Source organism: Buchnera aphidicola (Floraphis choui) (genome assembly GCA_039830045.1).
In the GTDB taxonomy this organism is placed as follows: Bacteria; Pseudomonadota; Gammaproteobacteria; order Enterobacterales; family Enterobacteriaceae; genus Buchnera_B; species Buchnera_B aphidicola_AX.
Genome location: CP140044.1, coordinates 206658 through 223829, shown reverse-complemented (window position 1 = coordinate 223829; position 17172 = coordinate 206658). Strand labels below are relative to the sequence as shown.

Below are 17172 nucleotides of genomic sequence, written 5' to 3'. Positions count from 1 at the left end.
TACATTAAAATATCTACATTAAGCAGATAAATAAACTCTTTTATTTCTATATTCAAAAATTATTAAAACATTGAATTTAAAAATAAATAAATATTTTTTAAACTTTAGAGTATAATATATGATGCGTGATACTGAAATATCTTTATCTTTTTCTGAAAAAGCTATTAAACAAATTGATCGAATTATTAAAAAAGAAAAAACATCTAATCTTAAATTAAGAATTTATATTACTGGAGGTGGATGTAGTGGTTTTCAATACAATTTTAAATTTGATAAAAATAAAAATAAAGACGATATAATTATTACTAAATCAGGTGTTGCTATTATTGTTGATCCCATTAGTTTTCAATATTTAATCGGAGGGAAAATAGATTATTTAGAAAATTTAAACGGTTCAAAATTTATTATATTTAATCCAAAAGCAAAAACTACATGTAGTTGCGGAGCTTCCTTTAGTATTTAATAACAAATTATTTTTAAAATGTTTAAATAAATATGAAAATTAAAAAAAATGTCATTATCGGAATTATTGGTGCTACAGATAAAGAAATTATTCCTTTATATAAAAAAATTAAAAATTTTCAAAAAAAAATAGTATATAACAAAATATTTTATTCAGGAAGACTAAACAATATAAAAACTATATTAGTAAAGTCAGGAGTTGGGAAGGTTTCATCTAGTACAACATGTACTATATTATTAAACATATATAAAGTTAATTTAATTATTAATATTGGAACAGCTGGAAGCTTAGACGACAAATTAATACCTGGAAATATAATACTACCTCATAGTACATGTTATCATGACGTGGATCTTACCGCTTTTGGTTATAAACTAGGACACATTCAAAATTTTCCTAAACTGTTCTCAATAAATAAGAACATGATAGAATTTACTGAAACACACGTATTAAAATCTAAGCTTAACTATAAAAAAAATCTTATAATAAGTGGAGATTCATTTATTAATAATACAGCATCTAAAAACATTTTAAAAAAAAATTTTCCTACAGCAATCGCCGTAGATATGGAATCAACAGCAATTGCTCAAGTATGTTACCAATTTAAAAAACCTTTTTTAATAATTAAATCTATATCCGATTATTCAGATAATAATTCTAAATTGAACTTTGAAAAATTTATTGACTTAGCATCACAACGATGTTCAAATGTTGTTCAAGATTTATTAAACAATATATATAAAAAAATATGATTAAACAATTATTTTTAAGAAATTCGATGTAATTAAAAAATGATTTTAATATAAATTTGACTGACATTAAAATTTTTTATTTAATAAATTCTTTAAGTTTAAACACTTAAACAAAAACATTTTTTAAATACTAATTTATAACGTTATACATTTGTGAAAATGTTATATCTTATACAACATGATTTTATAATATTAAATATCAATTATTAATCAAAAAAATTAATTTTGATTTTTCTTTAAGTTAATTAAATCAGTAATTGTACCTTGAAAAATTTGTGCTGATAAACTTATTGACTCATATAAAGTAGGATGTGCATGTATAGTTAGTGCAATATCTTCTACATCACAACCCATTTCAATTGCAAGCCCAATTTCTCCCAATAATTCGCCAGCATTATTTCCAACTACAGAACCACCTATAATTTTTTTTGTTTTTGCGTCAAAAATTAATTTAGTCATTCCACTTGAATAATTTGAAGAAATAGCTCGTCCTAAAGCATTCCATGGAAAAACTGAACTTTCATATTTTATATTGTTTTTAATAGCTTCTTGTTCCGTAATACCTACCCAAGCAATTTCTGGGTCAGTATATAATATACACGGCATTGCATACGGATTAAAATAATGATTTTTTCCAGAAATAATTTCAGCAACTATATGACCTTGGTGAATTCCTTTATGTGCTAACATAGGTTGACCTGTAACATCACCAATAGCATATACATTAGGTACATTAGTACGTAACTTATCATCTACTTCAAGATAGCCATAACTATTTAAATTTAATCCTATTTTATTAATATCTAATAAATCTAAGTTAGGTATTCTTCCTACTGATACTAAAATAGCATTATATAGTGTAGTATCTTGAACGTTATTTTCAGTATTTTTTGAAACTAAAAAACCTTTTTCATTAGGTACGATTTTTGTAATTTCAGAATTTAAAAAAATTTTAAAATCATTTTTAATTGCATTAGAGAACATACTAACTATATCTCGATCTAAATGAGATAGTAAATTACGAGAATTATCTATAATGTCAACTCGCGAACCTAGTGCACTATAAATAGTAGCCATTTCTAAACCAATGATTCCTGAACCAATAATTAATAAGTTATCTGGTATACTAGAAATAGATAATGCAGTAGTAGAATCCCATATTCTATGATCATTAGAAGGGACATAAGATAATTTTCTAGCATAAGAACCTACCGCTAAAATTATGTTTTCGAAAGAAATAATAATTTTTTCTTGTTCTCCTTCGACAAGTATACTATTTTTATTTAAAAATTTAGCAATTCCAAAAACAATTTTTACATTACGTTTATTTGCCATATTTACGATATTAGAACTAAGATCGTCAACAATTTTACTTTTCCATTGAAATATTTTTTTTATATCAATCATAGGTTTTGAAAAATTTACACCTATGTCAGATAAATTTCTTGATTCTTTTATAACCTTAGCTATATGTAATAATGATTTAGATGGAATACAACCCACATTAAGACATACCCCACCTAAATTTTTATGTTTTTCTATTAAGATAGTATCTAAACCTAAATCTGAACACCTAAATGCAGAAGAATATCCTGAAGGACCAGATCCAACAATTACTACCTGAGTATATATTTTTTTATATGACATACTTTTACCTATTTAAAATAATTATCATATATAACTGAGTTATAACAAAATATTCTAAACTCATTACATTCAATATTATAACCTCATATTAAATATGAAACTACTAATAAAATATATTATTTTATAAAAATAATTTTTAATTAATTTATACAGTTAACAATCTAATATCTGACAACATTTTTTTAATAAAAGTAATAAATCGAACCGCTTCTGCTCCATCAATGACACGATGGTCATAAGACAATGATAATGGTAACATTAAACGTGGTTCAAATTTTTTTTCATTCCAATATGGTTTTATTAAAGCTTGAGAAATACCTAGGATAGCTACTTCCGGATAATTTATAATGGGTGTGAATCCTGTTCCACCAATTCCACCTAAATTAGAAATTGTAAAACTTCCACCTATCATACTTGATATATCTAAAGTTCCTGATCTAGCTGATTTAGATATCAAACTTAATTCAAGTGATAGTTCTGCTAAATCTTTATTGTTAACATTATTAATAATAGGAACTAATAATCCATCTTTAGTATCCACTGCAATTCCAATATTAATATCCTTTTTTAATATCAATTTTTTTTTAACATCAGTACACAAAACACTATTAAACTTAGGAAAAACTTTTAATGATTTTGCTACTACCTTCATTATAAAAACTAATATAGTTAACTTAGAATTAATATTATTTTTATGTAGTTCAAAATTATATTTTGTACGAAATTTTTCTAAATCTGTAATATCCGACTCATCAAATTGCGTTACGTGAGGAATAATAGACCAACTTTTAGATAATTTCTTACCAGATGCTTTTTGTATATTAGTTAAATGTAATTCTGTATCATTATTTATCTTATTAGAATAATCCTTAACATGATTTTTTAAATGACTTTGCATAGAAAAATTGCGTTCTTTCCTTATTAATACTTGCTTTGTATAAGAAACAATATCTTCTTTAGTAATTCTACCTTTTCTACCACTACCTACGATTTTCTCTAAATTAATATTTAATTGTCTAGCTAATCTTCGAATAACAGGAGTTGCATGAACTAATAATTCTGGTTTAAAGTTATTCTCTTCTAATAACTCGTGATCAGGACGATTAATTTTTACTTTAAGTATTTTATTATTTAAACAACCGTTATTCTTTTTTTTAAATTGATTGTCATCTTTTAATAATGTAATTAAAGCAATTAATGATCCAATTTTTACTGTTTGTCCTACTTTTACGAAAATAGACTTTACAACTCCAAAATTTGTAGATGGTATTTCCATTGATGCTTTTTGCCCTTCTACGGTGATTAGAGGATCATCTTTTTTTACTATATCTCCTATTTTAACTAACACTTCAATTACTACTACTGCATCTGAACCAATATCAGGAATTTTAATTTCAATATCCATTTTATCTCCTTATGCTAGCCTTGGATTAACTTTACTGACATTTATATCAAACTTATCGATTGCATCAATAATAATTTTTTCATCAAAATTATTAAATTTTATTAATTCCGATAAAACAGCAATAACTATATAAAATTCATTAATTTCAAAGTAATTCCTTAAATTATTTCTACTATCAGATCGTCCAAAACCATCTGTACCTAATACACGAAAACTTACTCCAGGTATATATGCTCTTACTTGTTCAGCAAAAATTTTCATATAATCAGTAACAGCAACAACTGGTAAATTATTTAACATTTTTGTAATATAAGGAATCTTCTTATTTTTAGATTTTGGATTTAATAAATTCCATCTTTCACAATCTTGTCCATTTCTAGCTAATTCAGTAAAAGATGTTACGCTATAAATATCTGAACTAACGTTATATTCATTAAGCAAAATTAACGCTGCTTTACAAACACATTGTAAAATCGAACCTGAACCTAGTAACTGAACTTTAACATTTGTGTTTCCTATGCTTTTTAATTTATAAATTCCTTTACAAATACCTTCTTCTGAACCTATAGGCATAGCAGGCATCATATAGTTTTCATTTAAAGTAGTAATATAATAATAAATATTTTCTTGTACATCACCATACATTCTATTTAATCCATCATGAATAATCACTGCAAGCTCATATGAATACGCAGGATTATATGATATGCAATTTGGTATAGTTAATGCCTGAATATGACTGTGACCATCTCCATGTTGTAACCCTTCTCCATTTAATGTTGTCCTTCCCGAAGTACCACCTATTAAAAATCCTCGAGCCTGTTGATCGCCTGCAGCCCAGCATATATCACCTATTCTTTGAAATCCAAATATAGAATAATAAATATAAAAAGGAATCATAGGAAAATTATTAGTACTATAAGAAGTAGCTGCTGCTAACCAAGAAGAAAAAGCACCTAACTCACTGATTCCTTCTTGTAAAATTTGACCTTTTTGGTCTTCTCTATAATATGCAAATTGTTCTCTATCCTGAGGAACATATTTTTGACCGTTTATATTATAAATTCCTATTTGTCGAAACAATCCTTCCATTCCAAATGTACGTGCTTCATCAGCAATAATAGGAACTATTCTTTCTTTAATAAAAATATTTCTTAAAATAATATTTAATATACGTACAAATGCTATAGTAGTAGAAATTTCTTTTTTTTGTTCTAACAATAACATTTTAAAATCATTTAAACTTGGAAGTTTAAGCTTTTCGGTAAATCGGGAAAGACGAACAGGAAGATATCCTCCTAACTGTTTTCTCTTACAATGAAGATATTTATACTCTTCACTATTTACTTTAAAAGAAACATAAGGAAGAGAACTAATGTCTTCATCTTTTACAGGAATACAAAATCTATCGCGAATATGACGTATTTCTTGTATACTAATCTTTTTAATTTGATGAGCAGTATTTTTCCCTTCTGCAACGTTGCCAAGGCCATAACCTTTCACTGTATGCATTAATATTATTACTGGTTTTTCTAAAATAGAATTTGCTTTTTTAAAAGCTGCATAAACTTTTTTAAAATCATGTCCCCCTCTATTTAAGTTCCAAATCTGTTCATCAGTCATATCACTGACTAAATTCATTGTTTCTTTATATTTTCCAAAAAAATATTTTCTTATATAAGCTCCATTTTTAGATTTAAATGTTTGATAGTCCCCATCTATAGTTTCGTTCATTAATTTAATTAACTGACCAGTTTTATCTTTTTCTAGTAATGTATCCCATTCGCTTCCCCATATTACTTTAATAACTTCCCAACCTGCTCCTTTAAAAATACTTTCTAATTCATTGATAATTTTTCCATTTCCTATAACTGGGCCATCTAATCGTTGTAAATTGCAATTTACAACAAAAATTAAATTATCTAATTTTTCACGAAAAGCAATGGAAATAGCTCCTTTTGATTCTGGTTCATCCATTTCTCCATCTCCTAAAAAAGCATATACTTTTTGATTAGACGTATTTTTTAAATTTCTATTTTGCAAATATTTCAAAAATTTTGCTTGATAAATAGCACATATTGACCCTAATCCCATAGATACCGTAGGAAATTGCCAGAAATTAGGCATACATTTTGGATGTGGATAAGAAGGAAGACCATTTCCATTTACCTCTTGTCTAAAGTTATCTAACTGTTCTTTATTTAATCTTCCTTCAACAAATGCACGAGCATAAATTCCTGGAGAAATGTGTCCTTGAAAGTAAACTAAATCACCGCTATCTTTTTCATTATTAGCTCGAAAAAAATGATTAAAGCATACTTCATAAATCGTAGCTGATGATTGAAAAGAGGACAAATGTCCACCTAAATCTAAATTTTTATTAGATGCACGAAGTACTATCATTATTGCATTCCATCTTATTACAGAACATATTTTACATTCTAAAGATAAATTTCCTGGATATAGCGGCTCTTCTAAAGCGGATATAGTATTAATATAATCACTAATTATCTTATTTTTTATAACCTTTATATTTTTTTGTTCTAATCTCTTAATCACAGAGTTAACAATAAAACTAGCTCGTTCAATACCTTCCTCACGAATTACTGATTCAATTCCCTTTATCCAATCATCTGTTTCAATAGGGTCAATATCATTAAACAAAAACTCTGTCATATGTATATTTCTCATAAATTATACTAATAAGTTAACTTTCAAATTTTTATAATTATGATAAAACTAAGGTATTAATATATTTTACTTAAAATTTTTAATAATTTAAAATTCCAATAATGTAATTGAAAATAGACTAACTAAGAACTAATCAACTAACAGCTATTGAAAAATATATAAAAATAAAATTAAACATATTTATAAGTTTTAATACCTAATAAAAATAAAATATAAAAATTCAAATATTTTAAAATTAAACTTTCATATATTTATAAATATTATAAAAATAGTGATAAAACGATAAAATATTTTAAAACAAAACTACTTTATATACCTTGTAATATAACTGATTGATTAATTTTGATCAAAATTCAATTTTTTATTTCTTGATCATTGAATATTCCATTTTCCTGTTCAGAAACTTTAATAAACGTTGTACGCTTAGTTAATTCTTTTAATCTAGACGCACCTACATAAGTACATGTAGAACGAAGACCTCCTAAAATATCACGTATGGTTTTATCTACTGAACCACGAAATAATAATTTTACTACCTTTCCTTCTACAGCTTTATATCCAGCTACACCTCCTATATGACGATCCATCGCAGGCTTAGAACTCATACCATAAAAAATCATATATTTTTTTTTATTTTTTTTAAGAATTAATCCTTCACATTCATCATGACCTGCTAATATTCCGCCTAACATAACAAAATCCGACCCACCTCCAAATGCTTTAGCTATATCTCCCGAAACAATACAGCCTCCATCACTTATTATCTGCCCACCTAAGCCATGAGCTGCATCTGAACATTCAATGACGGCGGATAGTTGAGGATATCCTATAGCAGTTTTAATACGCGTAGTACATACAGACCCAGAACCTATTCCTACTTTCACTATATCAGCACCAGATAAAATTAACTCTTCAACCATCTCTCCAGTAACTACATTTCCCGCACAAATAATTTTTTCTGGAAAAAACTCTCGTACTTTTCTTAAAAAAGAAACAAATTTTTCAGTATAACCATTTGCTGCATCTATACAAATATATTGTAATTTAGAAGATAAAGAAAAGATTTTCTTTAATTTTATAAAATCTTCTTCTGACATACCAGTAGAAACAATGACATACTCTAAAACAGCATCAGAAACACTACAAACAAAATTTTTCCAATATGCATATGAATAATATTTATGAACAGCAGTTAACATGTTAAAAGATGATAGTGCTTTAGCCATACGAAAAGTACCTATAGTATCCATATTAGCAGCAATTAAAGGAATACCAGTCCATACTTTACTAGAATTTTTAAAAATAAAACTACGAGTAAGATCTACTTGCGATCTGCTCTTTAAAATAGAACGTTTTGGGCGAATAAGAACATCTTTAAACCCTAATTTAACATCTTCTTCAATACGCATAAATTAATAATCTCTAATCACAAATAAAAATATTTTTTATTTCTATAAAAACTAGTTTACAATGAATTTTATTAATACATAATAAAATATGTTTATAAAAGTTTTCCAACTTAATAACAATTCTAAGACTAAATTGTATGACTTATATTGTAGCTCTTATTGGAGGAATTGGTAGTGGAAAGACTACCATATCTAATTTATTTAAAAGTATTGGAACAGAAATTATAGATGCTGATATAATTACAAGAAGTATTTTGAAATACGATCAAATTATAATAAATAAAATTATAAAAAAATTTGGAACAAAAATATTAAAAAAAAATGGATCAATCAATCGTAAAATTTTAAGAAACTATATATTTTCTAACAAAATAGAAAAATTATGGTTAGAAAAACTATTACATCCTATAATAATTAAAAAAATGAAAAAACAATTAAAAAGTGTAACATCTCCATGGTGTTTATGGGTTATACCCTTACTAATAGAAATGAAATTATATCAATACACAAATAGAATATTACTAGTTGACATATCTATACAACAACAATTTCAAAGAGTCATACAACGAGATAAAATAAATAAAATTCAAGCAAAATCAATCATTTCTTCTCAAGCTACTCGTCTAGAACGTCTATTAATTGCAGACGATATTATAAATAATAACAATACAATACACGTTATAAACGCAGATATTAAAAAATTAAATGCATATTACTTGAGATTAGCTAATAATTCTACACAACTAGTAAAATGATACAACATCATAAAACAATATTAAACAATTGTTATAAATATAAATATTTAAAAACTTAATATTTGATTAATAAATATAATCAAAAAATATAATTTTATTAATATGTAATAATTATTTAAGAAATACATTTAAATAATAATTATTATGAATATAAAATATATCGTTTAAGATTTAATATTTTAACATTACTAAAAAACTTTAAATATATTAAATTTTTTTATTTTTTAAAATCAAAGTTCATTGTAAATAAAACAGAAATTACTTTATATTTTAACGATTCTAACATAGCAGAAAACATTAAAAATGATTCTTTTTTATATTCTTGTTTAGGATCTTTTTGCGCATATCCTCTTAAATGAATACCTTGTCTCAAATACTCCATATCTGATAAATGTTCTTTCCAAAACATATCTAACGTATTAATCATTACTGATTTCTCAAGTTTATTTATGTTATTTAATCCAATAGAATTTCGCTTAAGTTGATAACTTATGTTTGCACATTTTAAAATTTTTTTGATTAATTTTTCTTCATATAACATGTTATCTTCATCTAACCATTTAAAAACTGGACATACTAAATTAAATTTATTATATAAACACGACTCTAATTTAGAGATATTCCAAGTTTCTTTTAACGAATTTTTTTTTATATATTTGTTAACAACATTAGTAAATACGCTACAAAAAATTTTTTTAATAAAAATACTAATATCATTAGAATCAATTATACAATTTCTTTGGTGATAAATAATACGACGCTGTTCATTTGCAACATCGTCATATTCTAATAATTGCTTTCTAATATCAAAGTTACGATTTTCTACCTTTTTCTGAGCATTAGAAATTGCTTTAGTTACAAAAGAATGAGTAATAGCTTCTCCATTCTTTACTCCCAATGTTCTCATAATTCTAATAATACGATTAGAAGAAAAAATCCGCATTAAAGAATCTTCTAAAGATAAGTAAAATCTAGATGAACCAATATCCCCTTGACGACCAGATCTCCCTCTCAATTGATTATCAATCCTTCTAGATTCGTGTCGTTCTGTTCCTATAATATGTAATCCACCAGATTTTAAAACAAGATCATGTTCTCTTTTCCATTCCTCTTTAAGTTTTTGTATTTTTACTTTACTAAACGTTTTTGTTTTACTTGAATTAAATTTTATATTACCACCTAAAACTATATCAGTACCTCTCCCTGCCATATTAGTAGCGATAGTAACCGCTCTTAGTTTTCCAGCTTGAGAAATAATCTCAGCTTCTTTAGAATGAAAATTAGCATTTAAAACATTATGCTTAATACCTAATTTCACTAAGCGATTAGAAATTAATTCAGATTTTTCAATAGACACTGTTCCTACTAATACAGGTTGATTTTTTTTAATACACTTTTTAATGTCTTCAATAATTGCATCTATCTTTTCTAATTCTGTCATATATACTAAATCAGGCATATCATTACGTATCATGACTTGATTAGTTGGAATAATAATTGTATCTAAATTATAAATAGAATTTAATTCAGATGCTTCCGTAATAGCAGTACCAGTCATTCCTGATAATTTATCATATAGTCGAAAGTAATTTTGAAAAGTAATTGATGCTAACGTTTGACTTTCACTTTTTATTTTTACTTTTTCTTTAGCTTCTATTGCTTGATGTAGACCATCCGACCACCTTTTTCCTTCCACTGTTCTACCAGTATGTTCATCTACAATAACTATATTTTTATTTTTTATAATATAATCTATATTTTTAAAAAACAAGTTATGAGCTCGCAAAGCAGCTATAACATGATGCATTAATACAATATTATTAGACGAATATAAAGATTCTTCATTTTTTATTAACTTTTCTTTAACTAGCCACTTTTCAATTTTTATCAAACCTCTCTCAGTTAAACTTACCTGACGTTGCTCTTCATCAACTAAAAAATGTCCCACTCCAGAAAATATATCTGAGTCTTCTTCTTTTTGAAGTATTAACTTATGGACGATTTTATCAATTTTACAATATAAATCAGAACTATCTTCTAAATCTCTAGAAATTATTAATGGCGTACGAGCTTCATCTATTAAGATTGAATCTACCTCATCAATAAGCGCAAAATTTAAACCTCTTTGTACTCTATCTTCTTTATAAAAAACCATATTATCTTTTAAGTAATCAAATCCATATTCATTATTAGTACCATATGTTATATCAGAATAATAAGCTTGTCTTTTTAACTCAGAAGACATTCCCGAGATGTTTACACCAACAGTTAATCCAAGGAAATTAAATAAACTTTTATTATTGTCAGCATCTCTTTGAGCAAGATAATCATTCATAGTTACAATATGAACACCTTTTCCTTCTAAAGCATTTAAATAAGCAGGTAATGTTGCTGTTAAAGTTTTTCCTTCACCCGTTCTCATTTCTGCAACACATCTGTGATGCAATACAATTCCACCTAATAGTTGAACATCAAAATGACGCATACCAAATACTCGCTTACTAGCTTCTCTTACTACAGCAAATGATTCAGATAACAAACTATTCAATTCATAACCATTTTTTAAACAATGCTTAAAAAATTTAGTTTTATTTTTTAATTCTTGATCCGACAATTTTTCAAATCTTTTTTCTAAATTATTAATGTCTTCTATTATTTTTTGAATTTGTTCTAATATCCGATCATTACGATTACTAAATAATTTACTAAAAAATTTAATTATCATATTCATTTATACTCAAGTTTAAACAGAATATCAAAACATTATAACTTTATATAAAATTTATAAAAATTAAATAATAATTTTCATTTAAAATAATAAGATTGTAAATCTTATAAACATTTAAAATTAAAATCAATTAATAACATTAATAAAATTTAAAATTTTAATTTAATACACTTGTTATATTTAAATTAAATAATTGTCTAATTCTTGTTAAAATTAAAAATATATTTTAACACCTTAATAATATTATTAAGTTAATTTATATATTTCATCAAAACTATAAAATATAAAATTACTTATATTAATTATCAAAACAAAAATCTTACTAATTAAATAAACATTAATTGCAATAAATTACTTCATTTTTATTCCATATTGGTAGATAACGATAAATTTTATTATCAAAATTGCCATTACATACTATATTACCTTGAAAGTTAATACTAAACATATTAACATTTGTAGGAAGAGTTAAAATCAAAGGTTGAGGTTTATGAAGTTTTAAATAATTACGATAAACTTGCATTGCACCAGAAGATCCATATAACTTCGAAGATTTATTATTATCTCTTCCAATCCAAATAATAACTACTTGCTTTCCATCAATTCCAACAAACCAACTATCAACTAAATTGTTTGTTGTTCCCGTTTTTCCTGCTAAATAAACATCTTCAAATAACGTTCCTAATTGTTTTGCTGTACCATATTTAACTACTGATTGCATTGCGTACAAAGTCAAATATGCAGCTTGCATTGATGTTACTTTTTCTGATTGAGGTAAACTATTATATAATGTCACACCATCTTCTGAAATTACTGAACGAATAGAAGATAAGCGTGATTTATTACCTCCACTAGCTATAACTTGAAAAACTCTAGCTACTTCTATAGGAGTTAAATTAATTGATCCTAACGATATAGATGGAATTTCTAATACTTGATTATAATTTAAACCTAATTTTATCCAAGTTCTTATCAATTTTTTTAATCCTAACTGCATACTTAAATTAACTGTAGGAATATTAATAGAATATGCTAAAGCATCAATTAACATCACTTTTTTTACAAATTTAAAATTATTATTTTGAGGTTTCCACAATTTTCCATTCATTAGTTTTATAATAACCGGTTTATCTGCAATCCAAGTATTCAAATTAAATTTTTCTGGTTGAGATAAAGCAGTTAAATATGTTATGGGTTTAGATAATGAACCAATTGAACGACGCGCTTGAATTGCTCGATTATATCCTGATACTTTAGGATTAGAACTACCTAAAATACCTTGAATTTCTCCACTAAACCTATCTATAATAACTACAGCTGCTTCTAAATCTTTAAGATTTCTTTCTTTTTTTAACAAAGGTATAATATTTTTAACTGCATGTTCTGCAGAAAATTGAGATACTGGATCTAATGTAGTAAAAATTTTTATTCCTGACCAATATTTAACTCTATCACCTAATTTTTCTCTTAATTCTTTCTGAACAATTTGTATAAACGCTGTTTGAGAAGAAATAACATTCCCTCGAAATTGAACATTTAACGGTTTTAATAAAAGAGAGTTATAAAAATTATTATTAATAATATTATGCTTTAATAACATATATAATACTACATTACGTCTATGTAACGCTGATATAGGGTTATTCCATGGGTTATATAAAGAAGCTCCTTTCATCATACCTACTAATAATGCATATTGGTCGAGACTTAATTCATTTATAGGGCGACCAAAATAATATAAACTAGCTAACGGAAATCCTCGAATTTGCTTATTACCATCTTGACCCAAATACACTTCATTTAAATATAATTCTAAAATTCGATCTTTACTATATTTCCAATCCATAATTAATGCCATATATATTTCATTTACTTTCCTCCATAATGATCGAGTATTAGTTAAAAACAAATTTTTTACTAATTGTTGAGTTAAAGTACTTCCACCTTGAACAGTATAACCAACACTGACATTAGTTAGAAAAGCACGAATGATAGAATGAATATTTATTCCATCATGATTGTAGAAATGTTGATCTTCTACAGCTAACAATGTATCAATTAATATTTTTGGATAATATCGTATAGGCAAAAAAATCCTCTGCTCCCCATTCGGGGAATGAAGCATAGTAATTAATTGAGGATCTAATTGTAATATACCAAAACTACGATTATTAGATAAATTTTCAATCTTTGTTAATATTCTATTTTTAAAATGTAATTTAATAAAGACTTTTCCTTCTCTTCCATTAGGAAAATTAAAAGGCCGTCTTATTAATGTTATATTTTTTTTTTCTACATGAAATTCTCCAGGAGCTTTTAAAATAGATACATACTGATATCGAAGTCCTTTTAATATAGAAACCATTTCTTTTTTGGTATAACGATTTCCAGGCTCTAGAGTAATTATTCGACTATATATTGATATAGGAAATTCCCAGATTTTTCCATTTATAAAAAAACTAATTTTAAAATACAAAAAAAGTCCATATATTATAATTAAAGAACATAATAAAAAAGATGTTTTTGCTAAAAAAGACATGTTAAATTTAATATTTACTCTATACATTACTAATAACCTTTTAGGTTTTATATACAAAAATTTTAATATGATGTTAATATATAAATATATATAAATATAAATAACGCATTTATAATGCTTGCATCATTATGTTTTTAATATATAAAAAATGGGCCAATAGAAGAGTTAGGTAAATTAAAAATCTTAGGATATGTTACTTGAACTAAATACAAACCCTCAGGCTTAGCTGTAAAAGCTGCTAGTTTCCTATTTTTAGATAATAATAACTCTTTTATCCAAAATTCATTATGTTTGGACACACCTATTTCAATTAAACATCCTACAATATTACGTACCATATGATATAAAAAAGCATCTGCTGTAATATCTATAACTACTAACCTATGCATACTAAAAACTTTTAAAAACATAATTTTTCTAATAGGAGTAGCAGATTGACACTTAATAGCTCTAAATGAAGTAAAATCATGCTCACCGATTAAATATTGAGCAGCACGATTCATTTTAAATACATCTAATTTTTTATAAAAATTATATAATCCTTTAAAAAAAATAGATGAACGATACTTATGATTATAAATTATATAACGATATCTACGTGATAAAGCACTATGACGTGCATGAAAGAACTCTGGTACTTCTTTTTTCCATAATATAGAAATATCTTTCGGTAAATAACGATTAACTCCAAAAATCCAAGAATTATAATTCCTTATTGAAGAAGTATAGAAATGAATTACTTGTCCAGTACTATGCACACCAGTATCAGTTCTACCTGCACAATAAACATTAACTGTATGATTTGCTATAATTGACAATGCTTTTTCTACTTTTTCTTGAATATTTGAAACAGATTTTTGATATTGCCATCCATGATAATTGGTACCTTGATATTCAATACCTAACGCAATTTTTTTATAATTAATTATATTGTTCATCAAAAAATCACTCTAAATAAAGATGTAAAATGTATAAAATACTATTTCAATTTTAAATTATCTTAAGATTGTTTATAGAAATTAAAAATACCTAAAATAAAACTTCTACTCAAAATAATAAAAAAATTTACTTTTAAAAAGTATAAAATTTACAATAAATTTATATTTTGATATTATCGACATATCAAAAAAGGCAAGTAACATAAAACAATACTCATATACTAAATTTACAATATTTTATTAAAAATTATAATATTATATTTTACTTTTAATACAGCATATTTTAGGGCATACATCATGCAAAAAGAAAAAAACAAAAAAAGATCTTCTTTAAGTATACTATTTATGGCAGGAGTACAACCTTACGAAAATACAAAAGACGAAAAATACATGAACACAAAGCAAATTAATCACTTTAAAAAAATTCTTCTTGCTTGGGCTACTCAATTAAAAAATGATATACCTAAAAAAAAACCATATATACAAGAAAAAGCTACAAATTTTCCAGACCCCATTGATCGCGCCGTACAAGAAGAAGAATTTAGTTTTGAATTACGCCATAGAGATAGGGAAAGAAAATTGATTAATAAAATAGAACAAACTTTAAAAAAAGTCGAAGAAAATGATTTTGGATACTGTGATTCATGTGGAGTAGAAATCGGAATACGTAGACTAGAAGCCAGACCTACTGCTAACCTATGTATAGATTGTAAAACATTAGCAGAAATCAGAGAAAAACAAATGTTAGGATAATTTCTTTTATAGTATAATTAATATTATAGTGAACGGGATTTTCCCCGTTTCACTCTAATTTTATATTAATACACATTACGTAAATTCTATGTTAACAAAATATTCTAGTATTGTTTATTTTAAAAGTTTGAAGTTATTTTGATTTAATTACCTTTCCAATGTAAGGAAGGTGACGATAAGACTGAGCACAATCGATTCCATAACCTACCATGAAATCATTATGAATAGGAAATCCAACATAATCTACATGAATCTTAACTTCTCTACATTCATATTTATCCAATAGAACACAAATAGCTACAGATTTTGGTTGACGCAATTTTAACACTTTTAACACTCTACTCAAAGTAAATCCTGAATCAACAATATCCTCTACTATGAGGACATTTTTCTGATAAATATTCTCGTCTAAATCTTTTAAAATTTTTATTTTTTTACTCGAAACAACATTATTTCCATAACTAGAAACAATCATAAAATCAATTTTATGTTCAATATTAATAGCTCGACATAAATCAGCTACAAAAATAAATGAACCACGCAATAGTCCTACTAAAACCATTTTATTACTACTATCTTGATAACGTTTGCTAATTTCTTTACCTAACTCATTAATACGTGCGTGTAATTCTGATTGAGAAATAATAACCTGAACGGTATTTTTCATTATATTACTTTTATCACAATAAACATATTAAAATTTTAATGAAATTACTAACAATTAATGTCCAAACTATCATTATACTATATCATAGTAATTTAAAAAAAATTCAAAGATAAATATTTTTTTATCATGTAAAATATATTTAATTAAATATTGTACATATTTAATTAAATAAAAATATTTTATTATAGATATGATAATATATTAAGTAATAAATTTATCATATACGATAATAATAATTCAAATATGCTTTAAATTTAAAATTATTATAAGATAAAATTCTTTATTTAAAAACTAAAATATATAATTTTTATTCAAAAATATATTTATTTCAAATAATATATTTAAAATTAGTTGAAATTAAACTATACATGTATAAAAAGAGCTTACCCTTTCGTCAAGTGTGGGCTTTTCTTATATATTACTTT

The 17172-nt window shown here is 25.3% G+C and carries 12 protein-coding genes; 4 read left to right on the top strand and 8 right to left on the bottom strand.

Annotated features, from left to right (window positions below):
• Nucleotides 1-118: 118 nt before the first annotated feature.
• Both erpA and UAT33_00960 read left to right on the top strand, forming a co-directional pair.
• On the top strand, nucleotides 119-463 hold the full coding sequence (gene erpA / locus UAT33_00965; GenBank protein ID XBC44023.1) for an iron-sulfur cluster insertion protein ErpA: 345 nt from the start codon (nucleotides 119-121) through the stop codon (nucleotides 461-463).
• Between the two features lie 32 nt (nucleotides 464-495).
• Nucleotides 496-1215 (top strand): 5'-methylthioadenosine/adenosylhomocysteine nucleosidase, encoded by a 720-nt coding sequence (locus UAT33_00960; GenBank protein ID XBC44022.1) that lies wholly within the window; start codon nucleotides 496-498, stop codon nucleotides 1213-1215.
• A gap of 219 nt (nucleotides 1216-1434) precedes the next feature.
• Here the strand turns inward: UAT33_00960 and lpdA are convergent, their stop codons facing one another.
• The 4 genes from lpdA to UAT33_00940 all read right to left on the bottom strand — a co-directional run bounded on the left by lpdA (nucleotide 1435) and on the right by UAT33_00940 (nucleotide 8367).
• Nucleotides 1435-2862, bottom strand: a complete 1428-nt coding sequence (gene lpdA / locus UAT33_00955; GenBank protein ID XBC44021.1) for a dihydrolipoyl dehydrogenase — start codon at nucleotides 2860-2862, stop codon at nucleotides 1435-1437.
• A gap of 145 nt (nucleotides 2863-3007) precedes the next feature.
• Complete coding sequence (locus UAT33_00950) at nucleotides 3008-4267, bottom strand: 2-oxo acid dehydrogenase subunit E2 (protein XBC44020.1); 1260 nt, start codon at nucleotides 4265-4267, stop codon at nucleotides 3008-3010.
• A gap of 9 nt (nucleotides 4268-4276) precedes the next feature.
• Nucleotides 4277-6943, bottom strand: coding sequence for a pyruvate dehydrogenase (acetyl-transferring), homodimeric type (gene aceE / locus UAT33_00945; GenBank protein XBC44019.1), 2667 nt, complete (start codon nucleotides 6941-6943; stop codon nucleotides 4277-4279).
• 368 nt (nucleotides 6944-7311) lie between these two features.
• The gene (locus UAT33_00940) at nucleotides 7312-8367 is read right to left on the bottom strand and encodes a GMP reductase (protein XBC44018.1); all 1056 of its coding nucleotides are present in this window, start codon (nucleotides 8365-8367) and stop codon (nucleotides 7312-7314) included.
• 137 nt (nucleotides 8368-8504) lie between these two features.
• On the opposite strand from UAT33_00940, the gene coaE reads away from it, so the two are divergent.
• Nucleotides 8505-9122, top strand: a complete 618-nt coding sequence (coaE, locus tag UAT33_00935) for a dephospho-CoA kinase (protein XBC44017.1) — start codon at nucleotides 8505-8507, stop codon at nucleotides 9120-9122.
• A gap of 217 nt (nucleotides 9123-9339) precedes the next feature.
• Here the strand turns inward: coaE and secA are convergent, their stop codons facing one another.
• From secA to truA, 3 genes are all read right to left on the bottom strand, one after another.
• Complete coding sequence (gene secA / locus UAT33_00930) at nucleotides 9340-11847, bottom strand: preprotein translocase subunit SecA (GenBank protein XBC44016.1); 2508 nt, start codon at nucleotides 11845-11847, stop codon at nucleotides 9340-9342.
• Nucleotides 11848-12187: 340 nt separating this feature from the next.
• A complete protein-coding gene (mrcB, locus tag UAT33_00925; GenBank protein XBC44015.1) occupies nucleotides 12188-14416 on the bottom strand; it encodes a penicillin-binding protein 1B in 2229 nt (742 codons plus the stop codon).
• Between the two features lie 107 nt (nucleotides 14417-14523).
• A complete protein-coding gene (gene truA, locus UAT33_00920; GenBank protein XBC44014.1) occupies nucleotides 14524-15327 on the bottom strand; it encodes a tRNA pseudouridine(38-40) synthase TruA in 804 nt (267 codons plus the stop codon).
• Between the two features lie 297 nt (nucleotides 15328-15624).
• Between truA and dksA the strand changes: the two genes are divergently transcribed.
• Complete coding sequence (dksA, locus tag UAT33_00915; protein ID XBC44013.1) at nucleotides 15625-16080, top strand: RNA polymerase-binding protein DksA; 456 nt, start codon at nucleotides 15625-15627, stop codon at nucleotides 16078-16080.
• A 133-nt stretch (nucleotides 16081-16213) separates the two neighbouring features.
• Here the strand turns inward: dksA and hpt are convergent, their stop codons facing one another.
• Nucleotides 16214-16747 (bottom strand): hypoxanthine phosphoribosyltransferase, encoded by a 534-nt coding sequence (gene hpt / locus UAT33_00910; GenBank protein ID XBC44012.1) that lies wholly within the window; start codon nucleotides 16745-16747, stop codon nucleotides 16214-16216.
• Between the last annotated feature and the right edge of the window lie 425 nt (nucleotides 16748-17172).